The sequence below is a fragment of the Agrobacterium sp. El2ro-1b genome (assembly GCF_048298475.1).
GTDB classification, from domain to species: domain Bacteria; phylum Pseudomonadota; class Alphaproteobacteria; order Rhizobiales; family Rhizobiaceae; genus Agrobacterium; species Agrobacterium fabrum.
In genome coordinates, this window is the sequence record NZ_CP103458.1 from 1837620 (window position 1) to 1859095 (window position 21476).

19 protein-coding genes and 1 tRNA gene are annotated in these 21476 nt (G+C 59.2%); 12 read left to right on the top strand and 8 right to left on the bottom strand.

What is annotated here, in order from left to right; translation table 11 throughout:
• Positions 1 to 9 precede the first annotated feature (9 nt).
• From NYR50_RS09195 to NYR50_RS09210, 4 genes are all read left to right on the top strand, one after another.
• Positions 10 to 894: an ABC transporter permease gene (locus NYR50_RS09195; protein WP_080807805.1), complete on the top strand. Its 885-nt coding sequence runs from the start codon at positions 10 to 12 to the stop codon at positions 892 to 894.
• Entirely contained in the window at positions 891 to 1673 is a 783-nt protein-coding gene (locus NYR50_RS09200) for an ABC transporter permease (protein WP_080807802.1), read from the top strand. Before NYR50_RS09195 ends, NYR50_RS09200 begins: the two co-directional genes overlap by 4 nt.
• Positions 1674 to 1686: 13 nt before the next feature.
• Positions 1687 to 2745 carry an ABC transporter ATP-binding protein gene (locus NYR50_RS09205; protein ID WP_418135716.1) on the top strand — a complete coding sequence of 353 codons (1059 nt, stop codon included), beginning with the start codon at positions 1687 to 1689 and terminating at the stop codon, positions 2743 to 2745.
• A 97-nt stretch (positions 2746 to 2842) separates the two neighbouring features.
• Positions 2843 to 3886: a zinc-dependent alcohol dehydrogenase family protein gene (locus NYR50_RS09210; protein ID WP_418137278.1), complete on the top strand. Its 1044-nt coding sequence runs from the start codon at positions 2843 to 2845 to the stop codon at positions 3884 to 3886.
• Between the two features lie 27 nt (positions 3887 to 3913).
• Here the strand turns inward: NYR50_RS09210 and NYR50_RS09215 are convergent, their stop codons facing one another.
• Positions 3914 to 4555 carry a hypothetical protein gene (locus NYR50_RS09215; RefSeq protein ID WP_418135717.1) on the bottom strand — a complete coding sequence of 214 codons (642 nt, stop codon included), beginning with the start codon at positions 4553 to 4555 and terminating at the stop codon, positions 3914 to 3916.
• Between the two features lie 332 nt (positions 4556 to 4887).
• Here NYR50_RS09215 and NYR50_RS09220 point away from each other — a divergent pair, with 332 nt between their 5' ends.
• Positions 4888 to 5664 carry an AAA family ATPase gene (locus tag NYR50_RS09220; protein ID WP_418135718.1) on the top strand — a complete coding sequence of 259 codons (777 nt, stop codon included), beginning with the start codon at positions 4888 to 4890 and terminating at the stop codon, positions 5662 to 5664.
• 78 nt (positions 5665 to 5742) lie between these two features.
• On the top strand, positions 5743 to 7074 hold the full coding sequence (locus tag NYR50_RS09225; RefSeq protein ID WP_080807791.1) for an MFS transporter: 1332 nt from the start codon (positions 5743 to 5745) through the stop codon (positions 7072 to 7074).
• Between the two features lie 72 nt (positions 7075 to 7146).
• On the opposite strand, the gene metH is transcribed toward NYR50_RS09225, so the two are convergent.
• Positions 7147 to 10920, bottom strand: a complete 3774-nt coding sequence (gene metH, locus NYR50_RS09230; RefSeq protein ID WP_418135719.1) for a methionine synthase — start codon at positions 10918 to 10920, stop codon at positions 7147 to 7149.
• A 179-nt stretch (positions 10921 to 11099) separates the two neighbouring features.
• Here metH and NYR50_RS09235 point away from each other — a divergent pair, with 179 nt between their 5' ends.
• Positions 11100 to 12359 (top strand): AGE family epimerase/isomerase, encoded by a 1260-nt coding sequence (locus NYR50_RS09235; RefSeq protein ID WP_418135720.1) that lies wholly within the window; start codon positions 11100 to 11102, stop codon positions 12357 to 12359.
• 136 nt (positions 12360 to 12495) lie between these two features.
• On the opposite strand, the gene NYR50_RS09240 is transcribed toward NYR50_RS09235, so the two are convergent.
• Positions 12496 to 13056 carry a dual specificity protein phosphatase family protein gene (locus NYR50_RS09240; RefSeq protein ID WP_418135721.1) on the bottom strand — a complete coding sequence of 187 codons (561 nt, stop codon included), beginning with the start codon at positions 13054 to 13056 and terminating at the stop codon, positions 12496 to 12498.
• 36 nt (positions 13057 to 13092) lie between these two features.
• Between NYR50_RS09240 and NYR50_RS09245 the strand changes: the two genes are divergently transcribed.
• Entirely contained in the window at positions 13093 to 13233 is a 141-nt protein-coding gene (locus NYR50_RS09245; RefSeq protein ID WP_418135722.1) for a hypothetical protein, read from the top strand.
• A 23-nt stretch (positions 13234 to 13256) separates the two neighbouring features.
• On the opposite strand, the gene NYR50_RS09250 is transcribed toward NYR50_RS09245, so the two are convergent.
• Positions 13257 to 13709: a hypothetical protein gene (locus NYR50_RS09250; RefSeq protein ID WP_418135723.1), complete on the bottom strand. Its 453-nt coding sequence runs from the start codon at positions 13707 to 13709 to the stop codon at positions 13257 to 13259.
• A 440-nt stretch (positions 13710 to 14149) separates the two neighbouring features.
• Between NYR50_RS09250 and NYR50_RS09255 the strand changes: the two genes are divergently transcribed.
• Both NYR50_RS09255 and NYR50_RS09260 read left to right on the top strand, forming a co-directional pair.
• A complete protein-coding gene (locus NYR50_RS09255; protein WP_010972103.1) occupies positions 14150 to 14779 on the top strand; it encodes an outer membrane protein in 630 nt (209 codons plus the stop codon).
• A 205-nt stretch (positions 14780 to 14984) separates the two neighbouring features.
• Entirely contained in the window at positions 14985 to 15356 is a 372-nt protein-coding gene (locus NYR50_RS09260) for a hypothetical protein (RefSeq protein ID WP_174008913.1), read from the top strand.
• Between the two features lie 127 nt (positions 15357 to 15483).
• On the opposite strand, the gene NYR50_RS09265 is transcribed toward NYR50_RS09260, so the two are convergent.
• Positions 15484 to 15559 (bottom strand) — tRNA-Ile (locus NYR50_RS09265).
• 179 nt (positions 15560 to 15738) lie between these two features.
• Here NYR50_RS09265 and NYR50_RS09270 point away from each other — a divergent pair.
• Positions 15739 to 16482 (top strand): SIMPL domain-containing protein, encoded by a 744-nt coding sequence (locus NYR50_RS09270; RefSeq protein ID WP_418135724.1) that lies wholly within the window; start codon positions 15739 to 15741, stop codon positions 16480 to 16482.
• 150 nt (positions 16483 to 16632) lie between these two features.
• Here NYR50_RS09270 and NYR50_RS09275 read toward each other — a convergent pair whose 3' ends face one another.
• Both NYR50_RS09275 and NYR50_RS09280 read right to left on the bottom strand, forming a co-directional pair.
• Positions 16633 to 16968 carry a hypothetical protein gene (locus tag NYR50_RS09275; RefSeq protein WP_418135726.1) on the bottom strand — a complete coding sequence of 112 codons (336 nt, stop codon included), beginning with the start codon at positions 16966 to 16968 and terminating at the stop codon, positions 16633 to 16635.
• 150 nt (positions 16969 to 17118) lie between these two features.
• A complete protein-coding gene (locus NYR50_RS09280) occupies positions 17119 to 17541 on the bottom strand; it encodes a secondary thiamine-phosphate synthase enzyme YjbQ (protein WP_418135727.1) in 423 nt (140 codons plus the stop codon).
• A gap of 243 nt (positions 17542 to 17784) precedes the next feature.
• On the opposite strand from NYR50_RS09280, the gene NYR50_RS09285 reads away from it, so the two are divergent.
• Positions 17785 to 20337 carry an HWE histidine kinase domain-containing protein gene (locus NYR50_RS09285; RefSeq protein WP_418135728.1) on the top strand — a complete coding sequence of 851 codons (2553 nt, stop codon included), beginning with the start codon at positions 17785 to 17787 and terminating at the stop codon, positions 20335 to 20337.
• A gap of 63 nt (positions 20338 to 20400) precedes the next feature.
• Here the strand turns inward: NYR50_RS09285 and NYR50_RS09290 are convergent, their stop codons facing one another.
• Complete coding sequence (locus tag NYR50_RS09290; protein ID WP_418137279.1) at positions 20401 to 21318, bottom strand: DUF930 domain-containing protein; 918 nt, start codon at positions 21316 to 21318, stop codon at positions 20401 to 20403.
• Between the last annotated feature and the right edge of the window lie 158 nt (positions 21319 to 21476).

Here is a 21476-nt window from a genome sequence, read left to right on the forward strand (position 1 = left end):
GGACAAGGCATGCCATCAACCAACACCGGCGGACCATCCGACGCGGGCAGAAAGTTGCCGCTGAACTGGATAGGCGTCGTACCTTTTGCCGTCTTTGTTATGCTGTTCCTGATCCTGCCGACGATGAAGATCGTCATCGGCGCGTTTCAGCAAACGGACGGCAGCTTCACGCTTGATAACATTGCCGGGCTTTTCACCTCTTCGATCCTTGCTGCCTACTGGATCTCGATCAAGATCAGCCTCGCCTCCGCGGCGCTGGGCTGCCTGATCGGTTTTGCCGTGGCCGCAGCCGTCGTTTTGGGTGGCCTGCCGCAACGTATCCGCGGCCCGCTTCTCACCTTTTCCGGTGTCGCCTCGCAATTTGCCGGCGTGCCGCTCGCCTTCGCCTTCATCGCCACACTTGGCCCGGTCGGCCTGCTCACCGTCTTCCTGAAGACGCAGATCGGCATTGATCTGAGGCTCCTCGGTTTCAACATCCTGTCTTTCTGGGGCCTGACGGTCACCTATCTGTTTTTCCAGATACCACTGATGATCCTGATCATCACACCGGCGCTGGACGGGCTGAAGCGTGAATGGCGTGAGGCGGCCGAAATTCTCGGCGCCACCGGCCTGCAATATTGGCGCATGGTGGCTTTCCCGATCCTGTTGCCGTCGCTGCTCGGCACCATGTCACTGCTGTTTGCCAATGCCTTCGGCGCAGTGGCCACCGCGATCGCGCTCACCGGCTCCTCGCTCAACATCGTGCCGATCCTGCTCTTCGCGCAAATCCGCGGCGACGTTCTGGGCAATCCGCATCTGGGTTACGCGCTCGCCTTCGGCATGATCGTCCTGACCGGCATCGCTAATGCACTTTATATCTGGCTGCGCGCCCGCAGCGAAAGGTGGCTGAAATGAAGCGTTTCTTCGCCTGGGGCGCGCTGGCATTCGGCCTGCTTTATTTCGCTCTGCCGCTGATTGGCATGACCAACTTTTCGCTGAAGATGCGGCGCGGCGAATATTCCTTCGACGCCTATGGCAAGGTGCTCACCGATCCGCGCTTTCAGGAAACCTTCAGCTATTCGGTGGTGATGGCGCTGTTCACCATCGTTTTCGGGGTTCTTCTGGTGGTGCCGACAGCCTATTGGGTGCGTCTGAAACTGCCGGGCCTGCGCCCCTATATCGAATTCATCACGCTGCTGCCGCTGGTCATTCCGGCCATCGTCATCGTGTTCGGTTATATCAGGCTCTACAACACCTCGAGCTGGTTACCGCTGACCGGCACGACCTTCGGCACCAACCTGCTTTTGATGTTCGGTTATGCCACGCTTGCCCTGCCCTATATGTACCGCGCCGTCGACACGGGTCTTAGAACCATCGACGTCTCGACGCTCACGGAAGCGGCGCAGAGCCTTGGCGCGGGCTGGACGACCATTCTGTCGCGCATCATTCTGCCCAATGTACTGGTCGCCGTGCTTTCGGGCGCGTTCTTGACCTTCGCCATCGTCATCGGTGAATTCACCATGGCGGCCCTTTTGAACCGCCCGGCCTTTGGCCCCTACATGCAGCTGCTTGGCGCCAACCGCGCCTATGAACCGGCCGCACTTGCCGTGATTTCCTTCGGCATCACCTGGGGTTGCCTCGGTCTGATCCAACTCGTTTCCCGCTATCAGAAGGGCGCGCCTCCCAAGGCCTGAGGACAAGATTTTCATGAGCTTTTTGACACTTAGCAACATCAAGAAATCCTTCGGCTCCGTGCAGGTCGTGCATGATTTCAACATGGCCATCGAAAAAGGCGAATTCGTCTCCTTTCTCGGACCATCGGGCTGCGGCAAGACCACCGTGCTGCGCATGATCGCCGGTTTCGAAATCCCGACCGGCGGATCGATCGTCATCAACGGCAAGGACCAGACGACGCTCAGACCGAACCAGCGTAATATCGGCATGGTGTTCCAGGCCTATGCCCTGTTCCCGAACATGAATGTATATGAAAACGTCGCCTTCGGTCTCAAAGTCGCCGGCAAGCCAAAAGCCGAGATCGATACCCGCGTGAAGGAAATGCTCCAGCTCATCCATCTGGAACATCTGGCGGACCGTTATCCCTATCAGATGTCGGGTGGCCAGCAGCAGCGCGTGGCGCTTGCCCGCGCGCTTGCGCCGAAGCCGGAAGTGCTTCTGCTGGACGAGCCGCTCTCCGCGCTCGATGCCAAGATCCGTGTCTCGCTGCGTGAGGAAATCCGCCAGATCCAGCAGAAACTCGGCATCACCACCATTTTCGTGACCCACGATCAGGAAGAGGCCCTGTCGATATCCGACCGCATCGTCGTGATGAATGGTGGCCGTGCCGACCAGATCGGTTCGCCCTTCGATATCTACAACAAACCCGCCACCCGCTTCGTCGCGTCCTTCGTCGGCACGTTGAACCTCATCGACGCCACCGTGGTGGATTCCTCGTCCAATGCCATCCGTGTCGGAGAGCAGCAGATCGCCCTGCCCAAGCCGGTAGATGCGGCGAATGGCGAAAAAATCACGCTGGCGCTTCGCCCCGAAGCAGGTTCCCTCGGCAGCGATGCGAAAGGCGACGTTGCCATTTCCGGCCTCGTCACCTCCAGCCAGTTCCTCGGCTCCGTCATCCGCACCCGCCTTGATCTGGGCGGTTCGACGCTGTCCTTCGACATGTTCAACGATCCCGGCACAGCGCCGCCCGCTGTCGGTGAGCAGGTGACACTGAAATTCGCAGCCGGCGACCTGATGCTCATCAAGGACTGAAGCGCTTCTCCTGACGTAAAACGGCTTCGCACTTTTGCTGAAAATGCTCTAGAGCAGGTTGGGATTTGAACCTGCGGACCAATGATGTGAGGCCATGATGCGCGCGCTTTATTACGAACGATTCGGCGAGACCCCTGTAGTCGCGTCCCTGCCCGATCCGGAACCGAGCGATGGCGGCGTGGTGATTGCGGTGAAGGCAACCGGCCTCTGCCGCAGCGACTGGCATGGCTGGATGGGACATGACACGGATATCCGCCTGCCACATGTCCCCGGCCACGAGTTCGCCGGCGTCATCTCCGCCGTCGGCAGAAACGTCACCCGATTCAAGACGGGTGATCGCGTTACCGTGCCCTTCGTCTCCGGCTGCGGCCATTGCCATGAGTGCCGCTCCGGCAACCAGCAGGTCTGCGAAACGCAGTTCCAGCCCGGCTTCACCCATTGGGGTTCCTTCGCCGAATATGTCGCCATCGACTATGCCGATCAGAACCTTGTGCACCTGCCGGAATCGATGAGTTATGCCACCGCCGCCGGTCTCGGTTGCCGTTTCGCCACCTCCTTCCGGGCGGTGACGGATCAGGGACGCCTGAAGGGCGGCGAATGGCTGGCGGTCCACGGCTGCGGCGGTGTTGGCCTCTCCGCCATCATGATCGGCGTAGGTCTTGGCGCACAGGTCGTCGCCATCGACATTGCCGAAGACAAGCTCGAACTCGCCCGGACGTTGGGTGCAACCGCAACCATCAACAGCCGCTCCGTTGCCGATGTCGCCGAAGCGGTCCGCGACATCACCGGTGGCGGCGCGCATGTGTCGGTGGATGCGCTTGGCCATCCACAGACCTGCTGCAATTCCATCAGCAACCTGCGCCGGCGCGGACGCCATGTGCAGGTGGGGCTGATGCTGGCCGACCATGCCATGCCGGCCATTCCCATGGCCCGGGTGATCGCCCATGAGCTGGAGATCTATGGCAGCCACGGCATGCAGGCATGGCGTTACGAGGACATGCTGGCCATGATCGAAAGCGGCAGGCTTGCGCCGGAAAAGCTGATTGGCCGCCATATCTCGCTGACCGAAGCGGCCGTCGCCCTGCCCGGAATGGATCGGTTCCAGGAGAGTGGAATCAGCATCATCGACCGGTTCGAATAGTACCGGTCGAAGCCATTCGGCTTCGCTTCACTTGTTCCTGCGCCCAAAAGCCCGTGCCGTGCCGTCTGTCGGCGGCGAGGACTCCACCGGCGGTGGCGCCGGGCGGGCAGCAACGGAATCTGTCCTCGGCTGGCTGTACTGACGTCTCACCAGCCGCTTCTTGCGACCTTTGAGTGGATCGTAAGGCTCTGCCGCCTGCCCTTTGTCAGTGTCGACGAGCATTGTCAGCAATCGCCAGAACCACCGGACGGCGTCCAGCCCCTTAAGGACGACCAGAAAAAAGCCGACCACCAGCACGACGAAAAAAATAGCCAGATTCCAGCGCTCATTCTGCTTTTCGCGGGCTGCGCGTTCCAGGCGGTGCTGGATCGTCGGATCGAAACCAAGCCTGGTCTTCAAGCGCGCAACATCGGCATCACTGAGCCTAGTATAACGGTCGCCATAATACAGAACATAACCGCTGCCACTGTCGCTGTTCAGAAAACCGAGATCGAGCGTGTTTCCCTCCGCCAGAAAAGCGGGGGTATTCGGCAAATCGTAGACGAGAGCAATCGTCTCGCCGCCACCGGATTCGGAGATGGCGAATAAACGATCCTTCCGCGCTTCAGCCACACTCGCGAATATCACGGAAAACAAGGCTGCGGCTGAAAATAGCGCTGTGTAACCCATCCATTCCTCAAAATAGAAAAAAGAATGAACAACTAATAGAATATCTCGCTTAAACTGACATTTACATCGGAATTATAGTTTTAACAATACCATATATATTTATGGTAGATCGAATAGACGTGATTATTTATTTTAAATACCTGAATTATTATTTCACGCCTCTCTAAATAACCACAAGATTCAACACGGTGGAGCATACTGAATGGGCCGTTGGCGCGGGCCACGCGACGGGTTAAGCTCCGGCCACACTCACCCGCTCCGGTGCACGGGCCTCGAACAGGCCTCCGGGCGAAACATCTCCGGACAGGATAAATATTGGCAAGGACTGCGACATGCTGTTTCTCGACAGCGTAGCCATGAAGGAAAAGCCGGAGGGACGGGAGGAATATCCTTTTTCCGTTCCGGCCATGCGCCATCTGGAACGCCTCGAATTCAAGACACCGATCACCTTTTTCGCCGGCAATAACGGTTCCGGCAAATCGACATTGCTGGAAGGGCTGGCGGCGGGAATGACGGCCTATGCCATCGGCAATCATGGCGAGGTCAAGGGTGACCTCTATCTCCAGCACGCCGAGACCGTGGCGAAGGCCTTCTATTTCGCCCGCAAGAAATATCCGAAGATACGCATGTTTCTGCGCGCCGAAGATTTGCTGGGCTATATCCGCCGGCAGAACGAGGATGCGCTGGACGATTTTCGCTGGGAGCGGGAAAAGGCCCTGAAGAAAGGCGAGGATTTTCCCGAGGAAACGCCGGAGACCTTTCGCGGGATTGTCAGGAACAACAGCCTCGACCGACGGTCACATGGTGAAGGCTTCCTCGATATCATGCACCGGCGGCTGCACGGCGCCGGCCTTTATTTTCTCGACGAACCGGAAAGTCCGCTTTCGCCGCAAAAGCAGCTGGAACTGGCGGCAATCATCCGCCAAGCGGCCGATGGCGGCGGGCAATTGATCATCGCCACCCACTCACCCGTGCTTTTAGCCATTCCAGAGGCGACGATTTATTATTTCGATGAGGATGGCATTACAGAACGGCTCTATGACGAACTGGAAAACATCGCCTTTCTGCGCCGCTTTCTCGATCGTCCGTCGAAATACCTCGACGATTGAGGATCGATAAGGCTTGAAATCCCGCCGCGCTTGCCGCATTCCCATAAGTAATACGTAATTTAGAAAAGAAGCAGGCTCATGTCTCCCACCACCACACCGGCGGCGGCCCGTCCCCTCAACAGCCAGGATTTCAGAACGCTCGGTCTTTCGGCCCTCGGCGGCGCGCTCGAATTTTACGACTTCATCATTTTCGTATTTTTCGCCACCGTCATCGGCCATCTGTTTTTCCCGCCGGAAATGCCGGACTGGCTGGTGATGATCCAGACCTTCGGCATCTTCGCCGCCGGTTATCTGGTGCGGCCGCTGGGCGGCATCGTGCTGGCGCATTATGGCGACCGGTATGGACGCAAGCGCGTCTTCGCCTTCTCCATCCTCCTGATGGCGCTCTCCACACTCGGCATGGCGCTGATGCCGACCTATGCCACCATCGGCGTGGCGGCACCCATCCTGCTCATCATCCTGCGCATGCTGCAGGGCGCTGCCATCGGCGGCGAGGTGCCGGGGGCGTGGACCTTCGTTGCCGAACATGTGCCCTTCCGCCGCGTTGGCCTCGCCTGCGGTTTCCTCACCTCCGGGCTTTCGTTCGGCATCATGCTGGGGTCGCTGATCGCCTTTGCCATCAACTCGCTCTTCACACCGGAAGACGTGGCCGGCTACGCCTGGCGCATCCCGTTCCTGCTTGGCGGCGTTTTCGGCCTCATCGCCGTCTATCTGCGCCGTTGGCTGGAAGAGACGCCGATCTTCATGGAAATGAAGAAGTCGAAGTCGCTCACCGACAAGCTGCCGCTTGGTCTCGTGCTGAAGCATCACAGGCGCGGCGTGATCATCTCTGCCCTGTTGACCTGGGTTCTATCGGCGGCCATCGTCGTCACCACGCTGATGACGGCCACCTTCCTGCAGAAGCTCTACGGTTACACCCCGACGCAGGCCTTAGCCGGTACCAGCTTCGGCACGTTGTTCCTGATCTTCGGCGTCATCATCGCCGGCGCGCTGATCGACCGCATCGGCTCCGGCATCTTCTTCATGGGCGCCAGCATCTTCTTCGGCATCGCCACCTTCACCTTCTACAGCTATGCCGGCACCTCGCTTCAGACCATGTTCGTGCTTTATGGCGTGATGGGCCTTTCGGTCGGCATGGCCGGCGCCGTGCCCTATGTCATGGTGCGGGCCTTCCCGGCATCGGTCCGCTTTTCCGGTCTCTCCTTCGCCTATAACGTCTCTTATGCCGTCTTCGGCGGGCTGACGCCGATCGGCGTAACGACGGCGCTTGCCATCAATCCGATGGCCCACGCCTGGTATCTGGTCTTCATCGCCGTCCTTGCCTTCGCGATCGGCCTCTACCTCTATCTGCGCGGCAGCGAGGTCGAAAGCCATGTCGGCATTGAGGAACTGGCGGCATTGCGGTCGTAAGCTCAACTGAAAACACAAAAAAGCGCGGGCAGGACCCGCGCTTTTTTATTTGTCCCGGCGATGCGTGAAACATCACGCAGCGCTGTCGATTTTTTCCTCGCCGTTGGTTGGCACGTAGTTGAGCACCGGCCCGAGCCAGCGCTCCACCTCTGTGACTGGCATATCCTTGCGGCGCGCATAGTCGAGAACCTGGTCGCGCTCCACCTTGGCAACGCCGAAATAATAGCTTTCGGGATGGCCGATATAGAGGCCCGAAACCGACGAGCCGGGCCACATGGCATAGCTTTCCGTCAGCTCCACACCCGCCGCATTGGTGGCGTCCAGCAGGGCAAACAGCGTCTTCTTTTCGGTGTGGTCCGGCTGGGCCGGATAACCCGGTGCCGGGCGAATACCGGCATAGGCCTCGCCAATCAGATCGTCACCGGCAAGAGCCTCGTCCGGCGCATAACCCCAGAACTCCTTGCGCACGCGCTCATGCATACGCTCGGCAAAGGCTTCGGCAAAACGGTCCGCCAACGCCTTGACGAGGATGGACGAATAATCGTCATTGGCCCGCTCGAAGCGCTCGGCAATCGCCACCTCTTCGATACCCGCCGTCACCACGAAACCGCCGACATAATCAGCAACGCCGCTTTCGACAGGCGCGACGAAGTCGGACAGCGCCACGTTCGGACGGCCATCGCGCTTGGAAAGCTGCTGGCGCAGCGTGAAGAAGGTGGCAAGCTCTTCGCCGCGGCCTTCATCCGTAAACAGCCTGATATCGTCACCCACGGCATTGGCCGGCCAGAAGCCGATCACCGCGCGTGGTCGGAACCACTTTTCCTCGATGATCTTCGCAAGCATGGCCTGCGCATCGGCATAAAGCTGCCGCGCCGCCTCGCCCTGCTTTTCGTCTTCAAGGATCGCCGGGAAGCGGCCCTTCAATTCCCAGGTCTGGAAGAACGGCGTCCAGTCGATGTAACGGGAAAGCTCCTCCAGATCATAGGTCTCGAACACCCTGGTGCCGAAGAACTGCGGCTTGACGACGCTGTAGCTCGACCAGTCGATCTTGTGCGCATTCTCCCGGGCGCGGGAAAGCGGCAGACGCTGCTTTTCGCGCTCGTTGCGGGCATGGGCTTCCGCCACCTTGGCATATTCGGCTCGGATGCCGTCGATATAAGCGGGCTTCTGGTCGGCCGAGAGAAGCGCGGACACGACACCCACCGCACGCGAGGCATCGGTGACATAGATCGCCTGCCCCTGCTCGTAACGCGGATGGATTTTTACCGCCGTATGCACACGGCTGGTCGTTGCACCGCCGATCAGCAGCGGTATGTCGAAACCCTGCCGTTCCATTTCGGCCGCCACATGCACCATCTCATCCAGCGACGGCGTAATGAGACCGGAGAGGCCGATCACATCTACCTTTTCGGCGATCGCCGTTTCGAGGATTTTCGTCGTCGGCACCATCACGCCGAGATCGATGATCTCGTAATTGTTGCAGGCGAGAACGACGCCGACGATGTTCTTGCCGATATCGTGCACATCGCCCTTCACGGTCGCCATTAGCACCTTGCCGGCAGCACTGCGCTCGGAACCGCCATTCAGGCGCTTTTCCTCTTCCATGTAAGGCAGCAGAACGGCAACGGCCTGTTTCATTACACGGGCGGATTTCACCACCTGCGGCAGGAACATCTTGCCGGAACCGAACAGGTCACCCACCACATTCATACCGGCCATCAGCGGCCCTTCGATGACATGCAGCGGGCGGGCGGCCTGCTGGCGCGCCTCTTCCGTGTCAGCCTCGATATAGTCGGTAATGCCGTTGACCAGAGCATGCTCCAGCCGCTTTTCAACGGGAAGCTCGCGCCAGGAAAGGTCCTGAGCCTTCGCCTGTTTTTCACCCGTACCACGGAAACGCTCTGCCACCTCAAGCAGCCGCTCCGTCGCATCGTCGCGGCGGTTCAGCACCACATCTTCGCAGGCCTCGCGCAGTTCCGCATCGATATTGTCGTAAACCGCAAGCTGGCCGGCGTTAACGATGCCCATATCCATGCCGACCTGAATGGCGTGGTAGAGGAACACGGCATGCATCGCCTCCCGCACCGGCTCGTTGCCGCGGAAGGAGAAGGACAGGTTGGAAACGCCCCCGGAAATATGCGTGAGCGGCATGGTTTCGCGGATGGTCTTGGTCGCCTCGATGAAGTCCACGCCGTAATTATTGTGCTCCTCGATACCGGTCGCCACCGCAAACACGTTCGGATCGAAGATGATGTCTTCCGGAGACAGACCGGCCTTTTCGGTCAGCAGCTTGTAGGCGCGCGCGCAGATTTCCACCTTGCGCTGATAGGTGTCCGCTTGCCCGACCTCGTCAAAGGCCATGACGACAACCGCCGCACCGTAATTATGAACGAGACGCGCCTGCTGGAGAAACTTCTCCTCGCCTTCCTTCAGCGAAATCGAATTTACGATCGACTTGCCCTGCACGCATTTCAGGCCAGCCTCGATGATCTCGAATTTCGACGAGTCGATCATCACAGGCACGCGGGCGATATCAGGCTCGGCGGCGATGAGGTTCAGGAACTCGACCATCGCCTTTTCGGAATCGATCAAGCCCTCATCCATGTTGATGTCGATGATCTGTGCGCCGTTTTCCACCTGATCACGGGCAACCGCCAGCGCCGCCGTATAGTCGCCGGCGGTGATGAGCTTGCGGAAGCGGGCGGAGCCGGTAACGTTGGTGCGCTCGCCGACATTGACGAAGGGAATGTCCTTGGTCAGCACAAAAGGCTCAAGGCCCGACAGCGACATGAACGGCTTGTGTTCAGGAATTTCGCGCGGCTTGTAACCCTTCACGGCCTCGGCAATCGCCCGGATATGTTCCGGCGTCGAACCACAGCAACCGCCGACGATGTTGACGAGACCGTCACGAACGAAGCCCTCAACCTGGCGCGCCATCATCTCGGGCGTTTCGTCATATTGGCCGAACTCGTTTGGCAGGCCGGCATTTGGATAGGCGCAGACAAAGGTGTCGGCCACGTCAGACAGTTCCTGCAGATGCGGGCGCATGGCATCCGCACCGAGCGCGCAGTTAAGCCCGATGGTGAAGGGGTTGGCGTGGCGCACCGAGTTCCAGAATGCCGAAGGCGTCTGGCCGGAGAGCGTGCGGCCGGAAAGGTCGGTGATCGTGCCTGAAATCATCACCGGCAGGCGAATGCCCTTTGCCTCGAAACGTTCCTCGCAGGCAAAGATCGCCGCCTTGGCGTTCAGCGTATCGAAGATCGTCTCGATGAGGATGATATCGGCACCACCATCGATCAGGCCGTCGATCTGCTCGCCATAGGCAATGCGCAGATCGTCGAAACTGACAGCACGGTAACCGGGATTGTTGACGTCAGGCGAAATCGAGGCCGTGCGGTTGGTCGGGCCGATGGCACCGGCCACGAAACGGCGACGGCCATCCTCCCGCTCGGCGCGCTGAGCTGCACGGCGCACGATCGCCGCCCCCTCGCGGTTGAGGTCGTAGACGGCATTCTCCATCTCGTAATCGGCCTGCGCAATGCGGGTCGACGAAAACGTGTTGGTTTCGAGAATATCCGCGCCCGCCATGGCGTAGCGATAGTGGATTTCCTCGATGGCATCGGGCTGGGTCAGGATCAGAAGGTCGTTATTGCCCTTCTGATGACAGGCGCAGCCGATAAAACGGTCGCCACGAAAATGATCCTCGTCAAAACCCAGACCCTGGATCTGCGTGCCCATGGCGCCATCGAGAATGAGGATGCGTTCGCTGGCGGCATCGCGCAACGCCTTGAAAATTTCCGCGCCGTCGCGCTTTGCCCCTTCAGGGCCAAACAGGTCGTCAAACACGGGCACACTCCTCATTTCGATTTGCAAGATCGCAAGCAGTCAAGTCACATAAAGATATGTTTATGTCAATATATCTTCAAGGGACAGACATGGCTTTGCGCCATTCCTTCACGTTACGAAATATCGCTGACAGATGACAGGTTTATACGGCAAGGATATAAGCCGAAGCAGCAAACCGCATGGAGGACGAGATGCCCGAAGACGATCACAACAGCCGCAACTGGAACACCCTGCCCTGGCACCGCCAATGGCTGGTAAAACAGGCAGAGGGACTTTTCGACTTCTTCCAGCACCGTGCCCTTAATCCCGCCGGCGGTTTCTTCGATCTGGACGCCAAGGGCGCGCCGCTACAGGCGAATGACCCGGTGCGCGGCATTCACGCCTCCGCCCGCATGGTGCATTGCTTCTCCATCGGCCACCTGCTCGGCCGCCCGGGCTGCGGCGATATCGTCGACCACGGCATGACCTACCTCTGGAACAAGCACCGTGATGGCGAACATGGCGGCTACTTCTGGCAGGTGAATGATGCAGGCCCAGTGGACGCCACCAAGCAGGGTTACGGCCATGCCTTTGTGCTTCTGGCCGCTTCTTCCGCCAAGACCGTCGGACATCCGCTTGCCGACCCGATGCTGGCCGACATTACCGAGGTGCTGGAAACCCGGTTTTGGGAAGAAAAACACGGCGCCATCGCCGAGGAATTCAATCGCGACTGGTCGCCCATCGATAATTATCGCGGCCAGAATTCCAATATGCATCTGACCGAAGCGCTGATGGCCGCCTATGAGGCGACGGGCGACAGCAATTACCTGACCAAGGCCGAGCGCATCGCCGATCTCGTCATCCGCCGTCGCGCCGGCGAACTGGATTTCCGCGTGCCGGAACATTTCGATGACAACTGGACGCTCGACAAGGGCTACCGCGGCAACGAAATGTTCCGCCCCTCCGGCTCCACCCCCGGCCACTGGCTGGAATGGGCGCGTCTCATCCTGCAATTATGGGTGCTCGGCGAGCGCCAGCACGACTGGATGCCGGTGGCCGCCAAATCGCTGTTCGTACAATCCATGGCGCTCGGCTGGGACCGGGAAAAGGGCGGCTTCTTTTATACGCTCGACTGGAACGACACTCCCGACAAGACGGCAAAGCTATGGTGGCCGATGTGCGAGGCGGCGGGCGCTGCCCACTTCCTCAACGAAAACCTGCCGGCAGACCCTTTCTACGAAGACAGCTACCGCCGCATCTGGAGCACCATCGCCAACAACTTCATCGATCATGAGAATGGCGGCTGGCACGAGGAACTGACGGAAGATCTGGTGCCGGCCCACACGCTGTTCCCCGGCAAGGGCGATATCTACCACGCCCTTCAGGCATGCCTCATCCCGCTTTTCCCGGCAGCGGGAAGCCTGACGAAGGTGATCAAGGAGAGCGGCGGGGATTATTGAGGTGCATTACGGGAAACGGATGCCAGCTGACGACGGCGTCGAAGACTTCTCTGCCGTCATGCTCGGGCTTGTCCCGAGGATGACGGCACGCAGAAAAGGACACCGCCAGGGTAAATCAAAAGGCGTCCCAAAACCCTCAAAACCCGATGGTTTCCTCGAAATCATCCCAGGACTGGTACATTTCGTAGCGCCCGATGCCGGGGATCGGCACGTGCCCGTAATAGGGCGAAAGCTGAAACTCGGCGGCGGCCTCGCTTTTGCCGGCCACAACAGCCACGTAAATGGCGGAGGCGAGCCCGGTGCGGTTCGCGCCGTGTTCGCAATGGATGAGAACGGGCTTTTCCGCATTGCGCAGCACCGCCGCCAGCGTTTCTGAATCCTCCACCGAGACCTTTTCGCTTGAGCTCAGCGGATAATCGACAAGCCGAATGCCGTTGTTTTTCGCAGCAAGGCTTTCGGCCTCATACCAGCCCTCACGCTTTTCATCACGCAGGTTGATGATCGTCTTGATGCCATAGGCCTTGGCATAAGCGGCGATATCCTTGCCGCTCGGCTGGGCCGAACGATAGAGCTCGCCGGGGATGACCTCGTGAAAATTTCCGGTCAGCTGACCGATACCCATATGCGCGCCGGCCAGAACCGGCAGGACGACAAGGCCAATGGCCGTGATTTTCAGAAACTTCAGAACACTATACAAACCGTCAACCCGCGACATAATCGGATGGACGGGGAGATGGCATCGCAAATCGACGAAAACAAGTCAGCGGCTTTACCAGTGCCGGCGCGAGGCATTCCCCTGTCCGGTGAAGTCGCTGTGACACAAGGCTTTCCCGCGCGCCATTCAGCAGCGCTGAAAATTTTCAAAATCCCGTGATCGCAAAATGCCGTGGGAGCAGCTCAGTCGAATTCCGCGGAAATGACGGTCACCCGCCATTCCAGCCGCTGCGGCTCCACCCGTTCATTGTTGCGCAGCCGGAAAGACCGGCAGGCCGCGAAAGTCTCACCCGCCTCGATCCGCCTTTCGCTCACCTGATAGGGATCAAAGGCAACGGAGGCACGGAATGCCGGTTCAAAACCTTCCAGCGTATAGGTCAGCCGCTGCACGGCGACATTGTTGTCGTTGCGGAAGCTGACGCGAATGGGCAAGGCCGGATCCGCGCAGCTGGCATCGAAACTGGCGGTCGCAACGATATGCTCGAGCCTCTGGCTACCGCGCCGCCAGTCATAAATGACAAAGGCGGCAGTGGTCGTCCAGATCAGCAGCAGGCAGATGACGACGGGTTTGAGATGCCGCGGAAACGCAATGAGGGTGAGAAGAAGAATGGCGCTGAGAACGGCTCCGACAATCACGTCATTCCTCCCCAGCCAATACAAAACCCCATGCGACCTCATCCTCCCATGCCCTCACCTCGCAACGACCACCATCGTGGCGTGGTCGCGGCGGTATCATCTCGACCGCGATAATGCTTCCTGAGAGGCGGCGCGAAGCACCGGCATTATCACCGTCAGTTGCAACTCTATGGTCGCCTCCCCCGCTGTCAAGACAACCAAGCGTGACACCCGCTGATCGCCACGCCCGAGCTTCGACGGAACTGCGGTGGGAACCAAACGCCGCCGAAGACGTTCGCAGCATCAGAACTATAGAGCGGGGCGATAGAACGCCACGATCCGGGGTAAGGACGGCCGAAACGCCGGGAGGACAAAAGCGCCTCTTGGAACCGCCGAACCCCAACCCATATTAAAAGTAGCTAATCTATGCTATGGATGTCAGTCAGCTCAGGGAGAAAACGATGAAAACGCTGATCGTAACGTCACTCCTGGCCCTGTCGGCCAGCACCGCAATGGCCGCGGATGCCGTCTATGAAACCCCGGCCCCGCCGGTTGCGCAGGAAACCCTGCCGGTCTTCACCTGGTCCGGCCCCTATCTTGGTATTCAAGGTGGTGCAGGCTGGGCAAATGGCGATTTTTCGGCAGGCGGCCCCGTCGTCTCGGATGATTTCAACGGTGGCATTCTCGGCGCCTTCGCCGGTTACAATTACCAGTTCGACAATAACATGGTCCTCGGCATCGAGGGCGATGTGGATTATAACTGGAACGACAACGACTATTCCGGCATCAAAGTCGGCACCGACTGGCAGGGCTCTGTCCGTGGCCGCGTCGGTTATGCCTTTGATCACGCGTTGATCTATGCCACCGCCGGCTGGACGGCCACCCGCGGTTTTATCGAAACGCCCGTTGGCGACGACAAAGCTACCTTCAACGGCTACACGGTTGGCGCAGGTGTGGATTATGCCTTTACCGACAACGTCTTCGGCAGGCTGGAATATCGCTATAACGACTATGGCGACAAGGACATCTTCGGCATCAACACCGATTTCGACCAGCATACCGTGAAAGTGGGTCTCGGCGTGAAGTTCTGAGCCGGACCGCATAAGTTCAGTAAAAAGCCCGGCCACCCGCCGGGCTTTTTGTTGCGGGAAGCCTGCGCGGGCTGTGATGCCCATCGGAAGGTTGGAATATGAACATCGGGGCACTGAAACATTCACAGGCCGTTCACCCGTGCCATGCCATCATGCGGGCATAATGAGCCTCTATCTCCGCAAGCAGGCTTATGGAGTAGCCCCGATGAAAAAGATAATTCTTTCCACAATTGCTGCCCTGGTCGCCACCGGCAGCGTCTTTGCGTCCTACGGCACCGCTGCCGCGCAGGACTATCCCTATCGTCCGCGCTACGACCGTGGTTATGACCGCGGCGGCCCGCCCCCACCGCCCTATCGCGAACATCGCCGCCACAATGATGGCGCAGCCATCGCCGGCGGCCTCGCCGCAGGCGTCATCGGCGGCCTGATCGGCGGCGCCATCGCCAACGGCAATGGCGGCCCCCGCTACTACGAACCGCCACCGCCGCCCCCACCACGCTGCTGGTTCGAAGACCGCCGCGTTCCCAACGCCTATGACGGCGGCTGGCACATGGAGAGCATGCGGGTCTGCAACTGATCTGAGATAACTTCAGGTCTGGTTTGTCATATGCACAAGCCAGACCGATCTCCCAATGCGATACCACGCTTCCCAACCTGCGCAGCGGCAGGGATATCCTCGTAAGCATATGATTTCAGAAGAAAAATGGTGGGCCCGGAGAGACTCGAACTCCCAACCAAGCGGTTATGAGCCGCCGGCTCTAACCATTGAGCTACAGGCCCTTTCGGAAAAAATGATCCGAAACACCGGTTTCGCAATGGCTCGAATCCGGCAGGTCACGCTCTAACGCAATTTTTACAGCCCGACAAGCCAATCCTGCTTTCGCAAAGCAGTGTCGCCGTATTAGCTACACAATCTAAGGCAATACCCTTCAAAGGGACTCAATCAACGAGGAAACACCATGAAGACAAAAACGGCCCGCCTTTTCGCACTCACCGCATTGACCGCGGCGGCCATGATGCCGCTTGCCGCACAGGTATCTGCGCAGGAGGCTTCCCCGCGCGAAGCCACCATCAGTGTTTCCGGCGAAGGCCAGGCGGCCATCGCGCCCGATATGGCGATCCTCTCCTTCAGTGTCGTCAAGCAGGCGGAAACCGCAGCGGCGGCGCTGACGGAAAACTCCAAGGCGCTTGCCGATGTCCTGAAGGCGCTGAAAGAGGCCGCCATCGAAGACCGCGACCTCCAGACGAACAATTTTTCGATGCAGCCGCTCTACAAGCATTATGAGCCCAAGGACGGCGTTTACGTCGCGCCCGAGATCACCGGCTACCAGGTTTCCAACGGCCTGACGGTGCGGGTGCGCGATCTGAAGAAGCTGGGCGCGATCCTCGATACCTCCGTCAAGCTCGGCATCAACCAGGGCGGCGATATCACCTTCACCAATGACAAGCCCGAAGCCACGGTAACGGAAGCCCGCAAACAGGCCGTTGCCGATGCGATCGCCAAGGCGAAGACGCTGACGGAAGCCGCAGGCGTGAAGCTCGGTCGTGTCATCCAGATCAGCGAAAATTCGCAGCGCCCGATGCCGATGCCAGCCGGCGCGATGCGTGCTTCGATGATGAAGGAAGCCGACAGCGTGCCGATCGCTTCGGGTGAGAACAATTACAGCGTGGTGGTCAACGTCACCTTCGCGCTCGACCAGTAAGATCGACGGCGGCGGCACCCTGGTGCCGCCATCTTCACTTCCGCCACAGGCATAAAAAGAAATGCCCCTCGCTGCCATTCCGGAAGCGAGGGGCATTTTTTATCGATCTGCCATACGGGGATATCGACAGATCAATGAAGATCGCTGCTGTTAGCGGCGAATAACCGGGCAACCGCGCTCATTGGCGAAAACGATCCGATCACGGCCGCGACGGTCAAAGCCTGCTACCACGACACGGCGCGGCGACACGTCAACCACGCGGGCACGGCGAAGGCCCATGCGGCTGGCTTTTTCTTCTGCAAGCGAGGCCGAGCAACCGCGATGCGGGCGGTCCGGGCGGCCCCAACCGGGACGATGACCATAGCCATCCTGCACCTGAACCCGGTACTGGACATCCGGGCCTGCGGAAGCAGCCGGCGCCATAAAGGAAATTCCACCAATGGCGATGAGGGTAGCCAGGCCGGCTTTTGCAAAGTTGCTGAACATGAACTCACTCCGTTTGTGTCATTGCCGACAGGGAACATTCCCCGGCGATTGACGAGACCCTAAACCCGCCCGTCTGAATATCAGCAGAACCGAATGTTCAGCAGGCGTTCAGGGTGCTTAACGCGCACCATGGCGCTCTGGATCCGTATCTCAGGGCGAGATATGCAGCACAATTTCGCGGCGATGCGGCTGGTCACGGTGTTCAAACAGGTAAAGCCCCTGCCACGTGCCGAGCACCAGCCGCCCCTCGCTGATCGGCACACCGATAGAAACCGCCGTCAGCGCCGATTTGATGTGGGCGGGCATATCATCCGGACCTTCGAGTGTATGAACGATCCAGCGCATGGAAGGATCGCTGGACGGCGGCACGAGGCGGGAGAAAAATGTCTGCAGATCGTGCTGGACGTCAGGGTCGGCATTTTCCTGAATGAGCAAGGAGCAGGATGTGTGCCGCACAAAGATCGTCAGCAACCCCTCCTCCAGCCCTGCCTGCCTCACCATCGCTTCCGCTTCAGATGTAAACTCGTAGAGGCCTTGTCCGCGGGTTGCGATGGTTATTGTTTTTTGCGGCACATTTTTTCTTTCTGATAGTCGGAACAAAATCAGCATTTCCGACGTTTTGTGATGTCAAATTGTATCCAGCAACGTTAGGGATACATGAATTACGCAACAACGGCTTCCAAACCATACAACAAAGAAACCGGTTGATAGTTGCAAAGAACGGGGAAGGGCAGACCTTTAAGAATGATCGACTTTGGCTTCCCCTTTATTCGTCAAACGGCATTTCTTCATGCACTGGGTGCGAAAGACTGATTCATGGCATCCACTGACTATCATGTTGACCTGACCAATTGCGACCGCGAACCCATTCATATTCCAGGTTATATTCAACCGCATGGCTGTCTCATCGCCTGCGATAACGCCATGAGAATGGTGCTCCGGCATTCCCAAAACTGCGGCGAACTGCTCGGGCTTGAAGGCGATCTCAACGGCAGGACCGCCGAGGAGGTGCTCGGCAAAAAGCTCGTCCACGATCTCCGCAATGCGCTGACCGTCACCGGCAGAACCACCCGCCCCGCCATGCTGCCCGCCATGGAAACAAGCGACGGCCGCAGCTTCGATATTTCACTCCATCGCTACAAATCCACCACCATCATCGAATTCGAGCCCTCGGGCAGCGACGCGCAGCCGCTCGGCACGGCGCGCAAGATGGTGGACCGCATCCGCGAGGCGGACAGCGTCGAAAGCCTGATCTCCAGAACCACACGCCTGGTAAAGGCGACGCTGGGTTACGACCGGGTGATGATCTACCGCTTCGAGGAAGACGGCGCCGGCAAGGTCGTGTCGGAGGCAAAACAGCCGGAGCTGGAGAGCTTTCTCGGGCAATATTTCCCCGCCAGCGATATTCCGCAGCAGGCCCGCGCACTTTATCTCAAGAACACCTTGCGCATCATCTCCGATGCCAGCGGCATCCGCATTCCGGTCCTACCGGCTGTCGATGCCTCCGGTGAGCCGCTCGATCTTTCTTACGCGCATCTGCGCAGCGTCTCGCCCATCCATTGCGAATATCTCCGCAATATGGGTGTTGCCGCCTCCATGTCGATTTCTGTGATTGTCGATGGCGCCCTGTGGGGCCTGATTGCCTGCCACCATTATTCGCCGCGGGTGCTGAGCATGCCGGTTCGGATCGCTGCGGAAATGTTCGGGGAGTTTTTCTCCATGCATCTGCAGGTTCTGAAGCAGAAGCGCCGTCTCGACACCGTCAACCACGCCCATGCGGCGCTCGACCGCTTTCTGCGGCTTGCCGCCCATCACGCCAACATTGAAGAACTGCTGGTCGACAGTTTTCAGGATTTTGCCGATCTGATGCCCTGCGACGGCGTCGGGCTGTGGGTCGGCAACAACTGGCACGGCCATGGCGCAACACCACCGAATGATACCATTCCAAGGCTGGCGCGTTTTGTCGCTTCGGCTTCGGAAGGCAGGGTCTGGGCAACGCACGCCCTGTCGCAGGCCATACCGGAAGCGGAAATCTACGCCGGCACCGCAGCCGGAATGCTCGCTATCCCGCTTTCGCAGGTCAAGAACGACTATCTCCTGTTTTTCCGCAAGGAGATCGTGCAGAATCTGAACTGGGCCGGCAATCCGGAAAAATCTTATGAAACCGGCCCGATGGGCGACCGCCTCACGCCGCGTAAAAGCTTCGCAATCTGGAAAGAGACCGTCCGCCTGCAGGCCCAGCCCTGGTCGGAAGCCGACCGGGAAATCGCCGAAGCCGCGAGAATCGCGCTTGTCGAGGTGGCATTCCATCACAGCGAGCTGATGGCCGGCGAAAGAGAGCGTGCCGAGGTGCGCCAGCGCATGCTGAACGAGGAGCTTAATCACCGCGTCAAGAATGTTCTCGCCATCATCAAATCGCTGGTTGGCAATCCCTCGCAGGAGGGCAAGACCCTGCAGGAATATGTCACCGCTCTGAAGGGCCGCATCCAGGCCCTATCCTTTGCCCATGACCAGATCATTCGCGGCGAAGGCGGCGGCGCGCTGCGCGATCTGCTGGAGGCCGAATTGTCGCCCCATCGTTCGCCGGAAGCGATGGTGAAGCTTGAAGGACCGCAGATCACACTCGATTCCCGCGCCTTTTCGGTGATGGCGCTGGTTCTGCACGAACTGGCGACGAATGCCGCCAAATATGGCGCGCTCTCGCAAAATGGCGGGCAATTGCATGTGCGCTGGGACATCAACGAGAATCGCGATTGCGAAATATCGTGGCGCGAAACCCTGCTGACCACTCTGCCCGCGCCATCGCGCGCCGGTTTCGGCACGGCGCTCATCAGCCGCAGCATTCCCTACGATCTCGGCGGGCGCAGCACGATACGGTATTTGCCGAATGGACTGGAGGCGGAGATTCTCCTGCCGTTCCGCCATGTATCATCGGCTTCAGCGGCGTCCGAGCCAAAAACCGAGGCGGAAACCCTGCCGCAACCCAGACGTTACAACCGGGAGGAGCCATTGAAAGTATTGCTCGTCGAAGACCAGATGCTGATCGCCATGGATGTCGAGAACATGCTGGAAGATAATGGTATCAAGGCAATCGAAACCGCGACCTCATCGGCCATGGCGCTTGAAAAGCTGAAAACCTATCTGCCTGACGTCGCCATTCTCGACATCAATCTCGGTTCCGATACCTCCATCCCCGTCGCCCGCGAACTGCACCGCCGCGGCATCCCTTTCCTCTTCGCCACCGGTTATGCGGATGGCAGCATGGTGCCGGATGAATTTGGCAATGTGCCGGTTATCCGCAAGCCCTATGATGAGGATGCGCTAATGGCGGGAATTGGGGTTTTGGTGGGGGATACGGAACGGGTTTGAGCGATCTCGGGTAGGTGCTTCCGATGGCCGGTCGGTTTTCCGGAGACGCCTGCGAATCACATTCTAGCGTCCGGTGAACCCTCGTTTCGTTGCTTCACCCGGCGTAATGATATCCCCTATCTTAATTCTAAAGGCAGTCACTGCGTAGTTATCGACGTCTACCTCGCATTGAAAAGTGACATCGCGCCAGACGTCGTTGACGTTGAATGCACCGCCGGTAGCGTCAAGCACATTGCCAGTTATGCGTCCACCCGTGTCGGAAAAAGCGTACATGCCGCGAGTATCAGCGTAAACCTCCCTTATTTGTGCCAGCGCTTCGGCTTGGCAAAGTTGCACGATACGACGCCGTGGAGGAAGATCCCCGAACATCTGCCGTCTCAGCGCCGGCGTCAACAGAGCCGATGACAGCAGGCTCTTAGCCGCAGGAAGTTTCGCAGGCGTGTTTTCATTTACATCGGAGGGCTTTTCCTCAGACGGTTTCGCCTGCGGCACAGGCGGCTGGTCAGGCGGGGGCTGCTCGCTCGTCGGCGAAACCGCGATCTCCCCCTGTTCGGCGGAAGCCTTGAGATCGCTGTTGGCGGCAACAGGCGCAGGCTTTTCCTCAGCCGCTTTCTCCGGCTGGCTAGCTGGTTCCGCTGTGACCTCGCTCTTTTCCGCGTCTTCCGTCTTGCCGGGCTTGTCCTCTTTGTCGGCCTGCATTTCCTCCGGCCGCATGGAGATGGACGGCAGCGTCGCCTGCGGCTGTGGGACAGGTTTTACTTCTTCCTTCGGCGGTGCGGGCGGTGGTGGTGGCGGAGGTTGCGGTTTCTCCTCCTTGGCCGCCGCAGCCGGCGGCGGGGCAGCTTCTTCTTTTTTCTCCTCGGGCGGCGGCACGAGTTCGACGTTGACGCTTTCCGGCTCCTGCGGCTCGGCCATGGGTTCCGGCATTTCGAAAAAGAAGAGCGCGACGACGACAAGATGCAGCAACACGGAGACGGGCACAGCCCATCCTCTCTGCCGCCATTTGCCTGCCGAAACCTGTTGCATTCTGTCGAACCAAAACGAAGCTGAGCATTTCCAGTAAAGCGGAATGCTTGTTTTCACACATAAGGCTTGTCGCAGAGTTCGCCAGTGCGGGAAACAAAAAACCCGGCCTGCGC